Here is a 13,228-nt window from a genome sequence, read left to right on the forward strand (position 1 = left end):
TTTAATGTATTTTGGTGAACTTTCTGTCTAATAATTGTTTAAGATAAACCGCTCGTGCTTCAACCTTGGAAGCACCTCATTGTAGAGTTGAAGATCTATATGATACATAAATTAGTAAGACAAGCTGAGACTAAATTACCTACTAGCTTTGGTACTTTTAAAATGATTGGATACGCCGGAGAAGCAGACAACCCAATGCCTCACCTGGCAATGGTGAGCGAACAAACGGATTTTACTAAGCCTGTCTTGGTGCGCATACATTCTGAATGCATGACAGGAGATGTTTTTAGTTCCCTCCGCTGCGACTGTGGTGAGCAACTGGATCAGTCTATGAAGATGACTGGTAAAGATGGAGGCGTAGTAATTTACCTGAGGCAGGAGGGCCGAGGTATTGGCCTGATCAATAAGATGAAAGCCTATAACCTGCAGGATCAGGGGTTGAATACTGCTGAAGCCAATGTGCATCTGGGCTTTGAGATAGACGAAAGAGACTACAGCATCGCTATTGAAATTTTAAGGGATCTGCAGATTACCTCGGTGCTGCTTATGACTAACAATCCTGATAAGCTGGAAAGCCTCAAAAAGTCTGGAGTAGAAGTGCTGGGTAGAGTGCCTATTGAGATCAAACCTCATGAGGAGAACCTGGACTACTTGCAAACCAAACAAAATCTTATGGGACACCTTTTAGATATAAGCAAGTAAGTTTAAAGTTGAAGGTTAAAGGTTGAAAGTATGTCCATCTTCAACCTTTAACTTTTAGCCTCCAACCTTTAACTTTATATGGAAATAGACGACTATTGGTCAGGTTTACTTTTACTTTCTGAAGCCATCAAAAATTCAGAAGAAACTATTGACTATTGCTTTTTGCAAGTAGGTGCAGAGCCGGAAGTAAGAATTAATCATCTTCCGGTACCGGTCAAAGGAAGCTTGCTCCTCATGGTTATCACCAATCCTGAACTGGAAATCACTCACGAACAGGCCAATATATTTAGGCTGAATGCCTATTCCGTACATTTGGTCCAGAATATGAGCCTGCCAGATGGTATTCTTGATTTCATCAAAGCCTATTTGCCTTACTGCTTTTTGTCTTTACGAGCGAGGCAGATGCAACGCGCGGTTGCCATCACGCATTTTGCACAGAGTCTGGATGGTAAGATCGCGACGCAGAATGGCGACTCTAAGTGGATTGGTAATCAGGAGAACCTGACCCATGCTCACCGGATGCGAGCCCTGAGCGACAGTATACTGATAGGCGCCAACACATTGAATTATGATCAGCCAGCCCTAACAGTGAGGTTGGTAGAAGGTAAGAACCCCCAAAGAATCGTTATTTGCTCGTCGGATGCTGATTACAGCAGCTTACAAAAACATTGTGAGGATGATGTGATCATCGTAGGTACCTGTGAAGACCCTCAGATTCCTCAAACCGAATATTTCCCTTTTACGCCCAATGCCAATGGCCGGGTAGACTGTCATGAGTTACTTCGCTTTCTTTTTCAGCGGGGGATCTACTCTGTCTACATAGAAGGAGGGGCTACGACTACCTCCGGCTTTATGGAAGAGCGGGCTACTGATATCGTACAGCTTCATATCTCTCCTATGATTTTTGGCTCAGGAATCAACAGCTTTAATCTACCTCAGATCTCTCAGGTTGAGGAAGCCATACATTTTGATAGCTTCTTTTTCCGTCCTATGGGCGATACCTTCATGTTTGTAGGAGCGATGAATATCCCACAACATGGATAAGTCCCACTTGGATAAGTCCCGCTCTCTTTGGCATATCTCTACTGACCAGTCTGTAATTAAAGAATCAGAACACATTTCCGATGAAGCTGAATGTGTGGTAAAAAGTCGGTATAGCCTCATCAGTACCGGAACGGAACGGCTGGTAGCTCGTGGAAAAGTACCGGTGAGTTTGCAGGAGCATATGCAGGTACCCTATATGGAAGGCGACTTTAGCTTACCGATCAAATATGGATATTCTCTGGTAGGTAAAGTAGTGGAAGGACCTACCGAATTGAATGATAAGATGGTACATTTACTGCATCCACATCAGGATATTTGTCACGTAAAAGCCGCTGATCTGAGCATTGTTCCTTTTGATATTCCGGCTGCACGGGCTACACTAGCCAGCAATATGGAAACCGCACTCAATGCAGTCTGGGACTCTGAAGTAAGCATAGGTGACAGGGTGCTGCTGGTAGGGTTTGGCATCATTGGTTCACTTACCGCCAGCCTGTTAAGAGCTATTCCGGGCGTTGAATTATCTGTTTATGATACAAACCAACAAAGATGTGAGATGGCAGCGCAGATGGGTTTTCATGTTGTAGATAATTTCCAGCCTTACGATCTGGCTTTTCATTGCAGTGGAAGCGGTGAAGGATTACAGCTGTGTATTGATCAGATAGGTAAGGAAGGAAAAGTGATAGAAATGAGCTGGTATGGTGAGCAGGAGGTCAGCCTGCAATTGGGTAGAAGTTTTCATTATCAGCGTAAACAAATTATCAGTTCGCAGGTATCCCATATACCTGTTAAAAAACAGCACCGCTGGGATTATCAAAGGCGCAAAGCAGTAGTGATGGAGTTGCTTAAGAATCCTGAATATGATCAGTATATTGGAGCTAGTGTAGCATTTGACAAAGCCCCTGAGCTGTTTAATAAAATAAGAAAAGGTGAACTCAGCGCCTTAAGCTGGGTCATTGATTATACTTAATTTTTTGGAACTACCAGAGATACCTTTTTTACATAACATCTTTAAACTTTTAACCTTAAACTTCAAACTCACTCATGTACACTGTCACGATCCGCGACCATATGATGATTGCCCACTCGTTACCTTCCCAAGCTTTTGGTCCTGCCCAGAATTTGCATGGAGCCACTTATGTGGTGGACGCTGAATTTAAAACCGCCCAGCTTGATGAGAACAACATTGTAATTGACATAGATATTGCCACTAAGAAGTTGCAAAAGGCTTTAGAACCACTGAAATACCAGAATCTGGACGAACTTCCGCAGTTTCAAGGGAAGCTGACCACTACCGAATTTTTGGCAAAGTATATTCATGAAGTAATCAGCCGGGAAATCAAAGATAGCTTTCAGGGTAGTCTTAAAATCACGCTGGGAGAATCGCATGTGGCCTGGGCGGCTTATGAGGGAGAAGTAGCCTAAGTTTTTTTACATCATGGCCGAGCCTGGACCTTTACCCGAAACGTTGCATTTTGTGCTGCCGGATGACAGACATTTGCCCTCGGGTGGTAACGTCTATAATGAGCAGTTGATAGCAGCACTCAGGAGGCTGGGGCAGGGTGTAGAAATTATTAATTTTTCCAGCTTTCGGGAAGCTATTCAGGAGGATAAAGCTGGCATTTATGGAGTTGACAGCCTTTTTGTAAATGATATGAAAAGCCTGGTGGGTAGTAAAACGCAGCAGGCTTTTTCGTTTTTCATACTGCACCATTTGCAAAGTCTGTATCCACCTGCTGGCGTTGATGCCCAGCAGTATTATGAAATGCATGAAAAGGAGGTACTCAATTTCTTCCAGGCTTTTCTTTTAACGAGTGAATTCTCTAAAATCTATTTGCAAGAGAAAGACATCAAAGTTCCTATGATGGTGGTAGAACCTGCTTTAAGTTTTTCGGCTCAGCATACTCAAGCATGCAACTTTCCTCTCAAAGCATTGATGGTAGCCAATGTGGTAGAGCGTAAAGGAATTCTTGCCTTTCTACAGGCTTTAGGCCAGCAGACGCAAAAGAATGACAAATTTATAATTAACATCATTGGCAGAACAGATATGGAAACTGCTTATTATGAAGCCTGCCAGGATGCTTTGGGAACTTCCCAGCTTAGAGGTAAAGTTAAGTTTTTGGGAGAGATGAGGCATGAAAATACATTGAAGCAGTATGCTCAACATCATTTGTTCATTTCGGCTGCACAGATGGAAACTTTTGGGATGGCTATACAGGAAGCTAAATCTTATGGTTTACCCCTTTTACTCTGCAAAGGAGGGAACGCAGAGCAACATTTGACAAAAGGAGCAGGTATGCTTAGCCCAAATATTTTCAAATTAGCCGGAAATTTCATAGAATTATGTAGGAATGAAGCGCGAATGCGAGAATTATGGCAATCAGCTAAAGCTGAAATAAATACACAAAAGGTGTATACCTGGGATCAGGCAGCGGCTGATTTTTTAATGTTGTTTAAAGATTTTTATACCTAAAGCTATGCATATCAATTATGACGACCCCATTATGTGGCTTGACCATCGCTATGCATGTGATGCCGAAGCAAGGAATGCTAATATTGAAAAGAAATTCCTGGAATTTTTTAGCGAAAAAGATACTCTTTCTATCGTAGATGCCGGCTGTGGTACCGGATCAAACTTTCAATATTACTTTGAAAAGCTACCTAATCATCAGGAGTGGGTATTTCTAGATTGTGAAAATAGCCTGCTGGAAGCCTGTAGAGCTAAACTCCATAATTTTGCTAAAAAGAATCACTATCAGTATAAAGAACAAAACGGTTCCATCAGCATCAAAGCGGGTAGAAAGCAAGCCAATATTCGTACTGTTGACGGAGAACTTGCTGAAGTAGAAAAGCACACTGACCTTAAGGAAACAAACGTCATCACCGCCAATGCACTGTTTGACCTGCTCAGTTACGATCAGTTTGATACGTTTGCCTGCAAATTATCGGCTTATAATGTATGCCTGATGGCTACGCTCAACTATTACGAAACTTCTTTTCTGCCATTCTCGGAAGATGACGGACGCTTTGTCCGGTATTTTCATACCCATATGACACGTCCTCAGAAGTTTGGTGCGGCAATGGGACCCAACTGTACTGAAGAAATGCTGGATTTGCTGACCGAACATCAGATGATGATAGAGCAGGAGGGGAGTCAGTGGCATCTGAAAAGATATGATACTACCATGCATCATTACCTGCTGCATTTTTTTGAGCATGCAGTGCGTGATTTGAACCTCAGTGATACCGAAGTCACGGAACTGGAGGTCTGGCTGGAGAATAAGAAAAAGATGTCACAAGATCACAAACTGGAGATCATTGTAGACCATAGCGATATATTTGCTTATCCCTGATGGCGATTTTTTTTCAGCATGAGGTAAATATCTTTCATAAAGGAATATGCTAACATGGTAGTGGCGAAAAGCATCGCGGCAGTATAAAAGGGGCGGGGGAGTACAAAACAGCCCATGATGGTGCCCATGAACCACATTCCTATAAACCGGCGGCGATAGGACTTACTCAAACTGATATTTTCTATGTTGAAAAGGAATAAGATCAGAACAAAAGCATAGCGCATCAGGCCGGGAATCAATACCCAGGATCCGGCGAGTCCTTGTTTCATCAGAATGATACAGAAGGCCAGTACAAAAAAGGCATCAGTCTCTTTATCAAAGAAATCTCCAAATTCAGAAACTGTGTTATACTTTCGGGCAAAATAACCATCCAGCCCATCAGCGATTAAAATCAGGATGCCCAACACGAAAAAGGCAATAGGCGGAAGACTGGCCTGAAAAAATAGTAACAGCAGAATACCGATAACCCGTGCAGCCGTGATGTGATTGGCAAGCCCTCCGGCATTACCCAGGTTCTTCCAAAAGGGCCGTCCGCTGTAAATAAAACAGACGAAAAGTAAACTGCTTAATACTGTAAACAGTGCTACTGAATCCCAGTACATGAGTATTCCCACAAAGAGGCAAGCCGCAAGTGCGAAATACCGGGGCCAGCGGCTAAAAAACCGATTCGTTAAAAAGTTTATAGTAGTATTCGCCTGCATATATATTAAGTGTAAACAAACTTAACCATTCAGGCAAATAATTGTGTTGAAGCGAATAGTAAATGCTTGTTGATTTACCGTTTTCTATTCAATTCAGTAGCATCAATCCATTCAATAGCCTTTTCTAAGATTTCATCCTTACCTTCCCGAATTCCTGTCACTGTAGGATGTACTTCTACATCTGGAATAATACCAATACGCTGGGTTTCTGTACCGTCAGGATTATACACGCCTATGCCGGAAATCATGGTACGTAGCCCTCCAGGTAAGAAAATTTCCGAGACATTGCCATCAGCACCGGCAGTTGTACTACCAAATACTTTGGCCTGAGGTGCCTGTCGGAAAGCCATGGTTGTATATTCTGCCTGGCTTTGTGTGGTTTCATCGACCAAAATAGCCACTTTCCCCTTATAAAAATCAGGATTCTCTTTACCTACAGATAGGGCTTTGCTGAATGAAAATTGCCCTGCCTTTTCCAGATTGCCACTGGTAAATTTGACAAATTCCGTAGGTTCTGGCATCAGATATTCTCCAAAACTAAATACTATAAAAGTAGAAGGGTAGGTGCGCAGATCAATCACTACTCCCTTTGTTTCTTTGAGTGCTTCTTTAATAGTAGGGACATCACTTTCCTGAATTGTACCAGGGAAAATGTACCCCAGATCCTCATCTAGTTTTTTCCAAGGAGCTTTTTGTTCTCTTTGATACATACCTATCATTTGCATAGGTAAACAAGCCAATGTGTCTTCAAACACTTTTCCATTTCTGTCAACTTTCACGCTAAGTCTATCTTCAGTCGTACGCATTAGTTTTCGGGAAATATCTCTGAGTTGCGTTGGGTAATTTGAAGCAGGTGTCAATGGAAGCATTTCCTTTACAATTTCTCCTACAGGCTTGTCATTCACTTCAAGAATAATATCTCCAGGAAGCAGTCCGGTTACTTTTCCATGCTCTTCATCATAAAACCCATTTACTACCGCTTGTTCTTCTACAAAGGTAATTTTTACTGGCACCATTTTACTGCCCCAAGCCTGCTGAAGTTGGTCATTGCCTCCCCAGAGATTAGCGTGGGTATCCTGCACTTTTCCGATAAGTTCCAGAGCGGCCTTTTCGTAGACCAGTTCATCCTCAGCTTCTGCAAAACGCGGAATAAAATCCAGAAGTACCTGATCCCAGTTTTCATCCACGAGATGGCGGTAGGGGAAATAATACTGAATCATGTTCCAGTAACGGTACAAAGCCAGCAGGCGAAAACCAGCATCAGGATACTTCATACTGGCATAAGCGTTTTCATGCATAAATTTAGGATTGCCTACTCCCGGCATAAACCCTATATAATAGTGGTTTTCTGGCAACTCTGAATGACTGATCTGGCGGAGCCTGTCTTTTACTTCTTCTGAGAAGCTGTTCTCATGATCTATCCAGGAGAGATCGGCTTCCAATTTTATATCATTGTTGACCTTTTCCCCTGTCACTTCTTCTATTTCAAAGGGCCCGAGTTCATTGATCCAGTTTAGCAGAAGCTCATTTCTGCTAGACGGATCTTTAGCTTCCAGCATACTTGGTAGAAAGCGGAACAGTTCATAATCCCAGTTCACATCTCCGCTGGCAAGTTTGGGATGGTAATATTTAAGAAAACCCCAGACTTTTCCTGTGACTGCCAATGCCTCCACATTATCTTTATTTAGCTCAATAGACTCAATATTAGAACCCTTATCAAACTCATTATCTTGTTCAGCAAGGCTTAGTTTGGGAGCGATAGGCTCTAGGGATTGAATATCATTTCCGTCTATAAAAAGCTGAAAGTCATCAAACCAGGCTTTTCCTTTGCCAGTGAGTATACCTCCCAGATAAATCTCTTTTGCTCCTTCGGGAAAAGGGAGGTTGATTATATATTCCTGCCAGTCGGCACTACCTTGTAAATTCCTGGACTGCATATTGTCAAAAGCCAAAGGGCGTCCGTCACCATCAATTCTAAGGAGTAGGCCAGCAAATCCACCCTGTACATTTTCTATTTTCATGCGAGCTTTAAGCGCGATCTGTTTGCCTTCATAGTGGGCCGGAATTTTAAAGGCACCACTACCAAAAGATTGCTCGTCTGCATTGGTTTCGGGATAAATAGCCAGAGCAAATTTACCCTGATACACCTGGCTGGTATCGCTCATTACCTGATAGTTTTTGCCCCACTTAATCCACTGTTTGGGAAGCTGATTGGGAGTAGACTCTTCAATTCCTAAATTTAGATAGGGTTTCTCGGTAACAGGTTGGCAGCGTACAGAAAAGACCCATGCCAACATGAGTGAAGAAAGCAGGTAAGGTTTCATGAGTAGAATAGGTTAAGGTTGGAAACAAAGGCTTTAGTCAGCTTCAGATCGTTAATAGTACGCTATCAACCTGATAATGAAGATAATAAAACCACCTAATCTATACAAGCACTAAATGTGCATACTTCATGAAATACTCAGTGTAAGCACAAAAAATGATAGGGAGAACTGAGAGTAGATAAATATTAGCCTGGTTAATCCAGGATAAGTTTTATGTAGACTTACCATTTTTAGACAAGTACTCCGCAATGGTTTTCAAACTTTGAGAGATATCGTCCATTTTGGCAACAGCATGCCCTATTCCATTTTCACCATAACCTTTACTTTGCTGGTTTTTCAGAAAAATACCCTTGATCTCTTTCCAGCGCTGAATTTCTTCAGGGCTAATACGCCCTGTCATCTCTTTAAACTTCAGCAAATTAGCTTCTGCTCCGGTGGTAAGGGTTTGAGCCTCGTTTTCATAATGTGACATGATTAAAGTTTGCAGTTCTTTATCATTCATGACCGGTTCCACCTTTTCGGCAATTTTGTTCATATCACGGTATGAGCCCTGGAGCTTGAAAGGTGGTTCGGTACGGTAAGCATCCGCCTGGGCGGCCGAATGTATGTACTCCATATTCACTCTGAGAACCGCATCTCTTACTAGTAATAATTTTTTGAGTACCGCTACATATTCACTGACTTCTTCCGCCGCGTGATTGGCTTCAAAGCTGATACCTTCCCGACTATCTGTTTCCGCAATTTTGATCATGGAATAGATATCTTTCTGGCTTTTGCTAGAAAGTTTATGCAGCACAGGGTTGGCCGTCAGGCAGTTTTCCACATAGCTCAGTTTAAAATCATTCGCAGAGTCGCCGATAATATCGCCCAGATTGTAAATGTCTGCCCGGTTTGAGAGCATATCCGGGATCTGAAACTTTTCTCCGCTCTCGGTATAAGGGTTGCCGGCCATTACTACACAGACTTTCTTGCCACGGAAATCATAAGTTTTGCTTTTGCCTTTGTATACGCCTTCAATCTTGCGCTGCGCATCGCAGAGAGAGATAAATTTTTGCAAAAATTCAGGATGGCAGTGCTGTATGTCGTCCAGGTAGATCATCACATTATCCCCCATTTCAAAGGCCAGGTTGAGTTTGTGCAATTCTTCTCTGGCCGCTGCATTGGGAGCAGCTTCAGGGTCAACGGAAGTCACGGCATGTCCGATGGCCGGCCCATTGATCTTCATAAAAATGATCCCCAGGCGGTTGGCAATGTACTCCATCAGCGTGGTTTTACCATAACCGGGAGGTGAGATCAGCAGCAACATACCCATGCGATCAGTGCGCTTATTGTCTCCGGATGCACCGATTTGTTTGGCGAGGTTGGCACCGATAAGCGGAAAGTAGACCTTGTCAATGAGGCGGTTGCGCACAAATGAACTCATCACTTTAGGCTTGAAGGATTCCAGTTTCAGTGCTTCTTCAAACTGATGGGTAAGTTTTTTCTTGAGCGTTTGATAATGGGTAAAAGCAGGGACATCTATGGTGCTGAAGTCTTGCTGCTTTTTCATAAAACTGATGTAGTGCAGAGCATAATTTCCCTGCTCAATCAGAGGGTGACTGCCCTGCATGTTATTTACCTCTATTTCCAGGCTGGCGGTCTGAAACTGATGCTTTTGCTTACCTTCCGCGAACAGCAAGTAAGCCGTTTCTTCCGCATAATTTTCCGGATATTTACTATCTTGATTCCAGGAAAGCACCCACTTACAGATCAATTCAAACTGGGTAAAGGGATGTGCTTCCAGGCTTTTAACCGAATTACGGTAGGCTTCCTGACTTTTACTTTTTTCCAGATGCTTAAGAAATGCTTCTCTCTGTGTGGCTGCTTCCTGTGCAAAGACAAATTCATCGTCACTGGCCAGTTCTTCAAACAGATAATGAGCTGCTTCCTCTGCCAGATTGATATCAAATAAGCGATTTTCCTGTATAAACTGATGAAGTTCGGTAGTGAGGAGTGCGATTAACTCGGCAAAAGCGGAACTGTTGGGAAATACTTTCAGAATGGCTCCCGCACCTTTCAGTTGATGGTTGATAAAATTCTTTTGTTCATCCTTGAGGTAGTCATTCCAGCAGAGCGCGGCACACACACGGGCGAGAGAGGAGTAGCGCAGCAACCCAGCCTGTTGATGGATATTGAGCAGATTTCTGAGTATCAGGCTGGCATCCTGATCATGTATACCCTTGACATAACCTTCTTCGTAGCGGGAAGACATGAACTGCTGCACATGGGTTTTTAGCTCATCATCTGAAAGGGCAGCGAGTTCAGAGAGGGAAGCTTTTTTTCTTTCCTGGGCTTCTTTGAAAACCTGATAAGCCAGATATTCTCCTCGGTATACAGCTTCATTTTCCGAAACTAGCGACTGCTCCCAGTATTTACGGTAATTCAGAAGCTCATCATTATCAACTGGCTCATAAAAGTTGGTGCCGGTAAGATGGTAATACAACTTTTCATTTTTGATCACGGTGGTCAGTGCCAGGCTGGAAGTGGTGACCAGAAAAGTATGGTTGCCAAAACGAATGGTATTTCCGCCTTCGGCAAAAATCTCCGAACGGTCGCGAATCTGCCGGATAGTATCTTCTTTCAGACCCTTGAGCTTGCTGAGTATATCTTCTGCCTTGGTGGTATCTTCCAGCGTTTTGAGTTCTTCAATGACACTATTCACCTTGCTCACCATCAGATCGGAAGCGAAGTAGCCATTTAGCTCATTGACAGAAGTAATATTTTGTACCCGATTGGTAATGGCTTTCAGAATGCGTTCAGCCGACTGAGCCAGCGCATTGGCCCTTTTGTTCCGGGCTTCTATCAACTGTATCTTACGTGCTTCAAAGGCATTGTAGAGTTCTTCCCGCAGATCGTTGATTTGGGTGATGAACTCGTCAAATTCTGCAAACTTCCCTTCCAGTTCTTCCAGTTGGACCATCAGCTTGTTGAGGTATTCATCACAGCGAGCGGGCGTATCTGCCACATCCAGGTAATTGAGCATGGCCTGGCTCACCAGCTTTTTTTGTGCTTCAAACTCTGCTTTACCTTCTACACTCAGCAGTTCTTTCCGCTTCCGCTTCTGATAAGCTTTGACCTTGTTGAATTCTGAAAAGAGCAGTGATATCCGATCAATGATTTGGGTGGTCAAGGTAGCATCTTCAATCTTGAGATTGCTGACAATTTCCACCAGCATTTCCAGGTCGGCAGAGCTTTGCTGAATGTCTTTTTCTATCTGATCGGCATCTACTACTTTGCTGAGCTTATCTATGGCCTGCTGTATTTCCTCAATTTTCTTCTGATAGGGAAGCAACGCATTTTCTTTGGATAAAAAACGGATACAGTCATGGGCTACTTTCTCAGTGCTTTCCTGGAGCTGTGTTTCGTATACTTTGACAATCTTGAGGTCTACATAGCGCAAATCTGACAGAGAAACGACTTCACCTCGTATTTGCCGAAGTGCGTTCAGATGACTGACAAAATCATTGATATGCTCATAGCGGGCAAGTTTTACTTTTTTTAGTAATTGCTCAGTCGCCTGAGTGGTTTTGGTAAGCTGCTCATTTGTTTGCCGGCGAATGCTAATCACTTTTTCGTATTCTTCAATGGCTGCCGCCGCTGTATCCCTGATCTGACTGATAGGTTCTCCCACTTGAAAAGTATCGGCTTTATCCAGCCAGTAGTAGGCTTCCAGAATGGTAGAAGCCTGTTTTTTCAGGTCAGCATACAGGTTTTCATAATTTTCACCTTTGTCAATTAACTTGATCAGCGATTGGCTTTCGGCCATCAGACGGACAATATCTTTATTACCTACTTTGAAGAGGTAAGAATCATTTTGCTGGGCAATGGTAAAATCCGGTGCCACAAAAGGAGTCTGCCAGATACGGATGGCATGATGCTTTTTAGGTTCCTGATCGGCATTAAAGTAGCAGAGTTCCCCGTTTTCAAAAATAGCGTAGCCGTGGCAAATGATAGGTGTACCGATTTGCTGGGTAATCACATTGTAAAACAACAACTGATAAATACCCTGAGCACGGTTATAAAAAACATACAGAAAATCTTCTCCATTGGGCGAAAGGATTTTTTTCTCAAACCGCAGGTTGGTCAGGTCATTGTCAAAAGTTTTGATGGCTCCGGTTTGCAGATAGTAGCCATTAGGAAATAAAACACCCTGGTCATCCGGCAACAAGAGACAGGCATCTTCCAGCGCATCTATCCTTTTGACTTCCTGCAACTTGGTGTTGAAGACCAGATAGCGATACTCTTTTTCCTGATACGGCCTGATTTTGAGCAACACCAGGTTTTCCAGTATAGCATAATAAATTTCAACATCGTCCAGCGTCTGGTCAGGATCTTCCACTGCTTCCTGATAAATACCTTGCCCGCTGTCAGTATTGTCTTCCACTTTGATGGTAAGATCACCATTCAGGGTTTCTACAAACACTTTATCTTCAATGGAAATATGGGGAAACTTCCCTTTGCGGTGCGCATCCCGGGAAACGCGTTGCCAGCGAAACTCATGCTGCTCCGCAGCTTTGATCTCCAATTCACTGCGATCATCCAGATACACCATTGCATTGCCTTGTATCTGCCACTTAAAAGCCTTGATGTCGTCCAATCCATTGCTGATGCGAAATACCATGTAGAGATAGGGGCCGGACAACACAAAGCGAGTAAAGATGGTATCTTTGTAATACTTATACAGCTTCTGGAAGTCATCTGCAAAGCCGGAGTGATTGATCAGGTCGTACCCCTGCTCCTGAAAGCTATGTTCCTGATAGGTGTAGATGCTGAACACATCTGATAGTTCCACCTGTGTTTTTAACCCCAGATGTACATTGTAGCCGAAAATAAAGCTGTCACCCAAAGCCACCATGTCGTGAGGGACACAGTTGTTAGCAGTATGGATTCTCTCGGTGGTGAGTAAGGTAGTCTCTAACGAACCAAAGACTTCTTTTCGGGCTTCATTAAGCTGCTCCAGTCTTTTCCGAAGCTCATCTTTACTTTGGTTCAGGCGATTTTGCAGCACTTCATAAGCACCGTTTTCTATCTGGGTTTCAGTTGCTGTGGCTATAGGATTTTGCATGAT

9 protein-coding genes are annotated in these 13,228 nt (G+C 43.2%); 6 read left to right on the forward strand and 3 right to left on the reverse strand.

Annotated features, from left to right (window positions below; translation table 11 throughout):
* The first annotated feature begins 99 nt into the window (after window positions 1-99).
* The 6 genes from ribA to WJR50_RS03645 all read left to right on the forward strand — a co-directional run bounded on the left by ribA (window position 100) and on the right by WJR50_RS03645 (window position 5,096).
* Window positions 100-702 carry a GTP cyclohydrolase II gene (gene ribA, locus WJR50_RS03620; protein WP_341291864.1) on the forward strand — a complete coding sequence of 201 codons (603 nt, stop codon included), beginning with the start codon at window positions 100-102 and terminating at the stop codon, window positions 700-702.
* 78 nt (window positions 703-780) lie between these two features.
* Window positions 781-1,746, forward strand: a complete 966-nt coding sequence (locus WJR50_RS03625; RefSeq protein WP_341291865.1) for a RibD family protein — start codon at window positions 781-783, stop codon at window positions 1,744-1,746.
* Entirely contained in the window at window positions 1,739-2,713 is a 975-nt protein-coding gene (locus tag WJR50_RS03630) for a zinc-dependent alcohol dehydrogenase (protein ID WP_341291866.1), read from the forward strand. Before WJR50_RS03625 ends, WJR50_RS03630 begins: the two co-directional genes overlap by 8 nt.
* A gap of 74 nt (window positions 2,714-2,787) precedes the next feature.
* Complete coding sequence (locus WJR50_RS03635) at window positions 2,788-3,168, forward strand: 6-pyruvoyl trahydropterin synthase family protein (RefSeq protein ID WP_341291867.1); 381 nt, start codon at window positions 2,788-2,790, stop codon at window positions 3,166-3,168.
* 13 nt (window positions 3,169-3,181) lie between these two features.
* The gene (locus tag WJR50_RS03640; protein ID WP_341291868.1) at window positions 3,182-4,216 is read left to right on the forward strand and encodes a glycosyltransferase family 4 protein; all 1,035 of its coding nucleotides are present in this window, start codon (window positions 3,182-3,184) and stop codon (window positions 4,214-4,216) included.
* A gap of 4 nt (window positions 4,217-4,220) precedes the next feature.
* A complete protein-coding gene (locus tag WJR50_RS03645) occupies window positions 4,221-5,096 on the forward strand; it encodes a hypothetical protein (protein ID WP_341291869.1) in 876 nt (291 codons plus the stop codon).
* On the opposite strand, the gene WJR50_RS03650 is transcribed toward WJR50_RS03645, so the two are convergent.
* The 3 genes from WJR50_RS03650 to WJR50_RS03660 form a co-directional block, all read right to left on the reverse strand.
* On the reverse strand, window positions 5,087-5,698 hold the full coding sequence (locus WJR50_RS03650) for a CDP-alcohol phosphatidyltransferase family protein (RefSeq protein WP_341291870.1): 612 nt from the start codon (window positions 5,696-5,698) through the stop codon (window positions 5,087-5,089). The two genes, WJR50_RS03645 and WJR50_RS03650, sit on opposite strands and share 10 nt — an antisense overlap.
* A gap of 173 nt (window positions 5,699-5,871) precedes the next feature.
* Entirely contained in the window at window positions 5,872-8,121 is a 2,250-nt protein-coding gene (locus tag WJR50_RS03655; protein ID WP_341291871.1) for a S41 family peptidase, read from the reverse strand.
* A 211-nt stretch (window positions 8,122-8,332) separates the two neighbouring features.
* Complete coding sequence (locus tag WJR50_RS03660; RefSeq protein ID WP_341291872.1) at window positions 8,333-13,225, reverse strand: DNA repair ATPase; 4,893 nt, start codon at window positions 13,223-13,225, stop codon at window positions 8,333-8,335.
* Between the last annotated feature and the right edge of the window lie 3 nt (window positions 13,226-13,228).

It is taken from the genome of Catalinimonas locisalis (assembly GCF_038039535.1).
Taxonomy (GTDB): Bacteria; Bacteroidota; Bacteroidia; order Cytophagales; family Cyclobacteriaceae; genus Catalinimonas.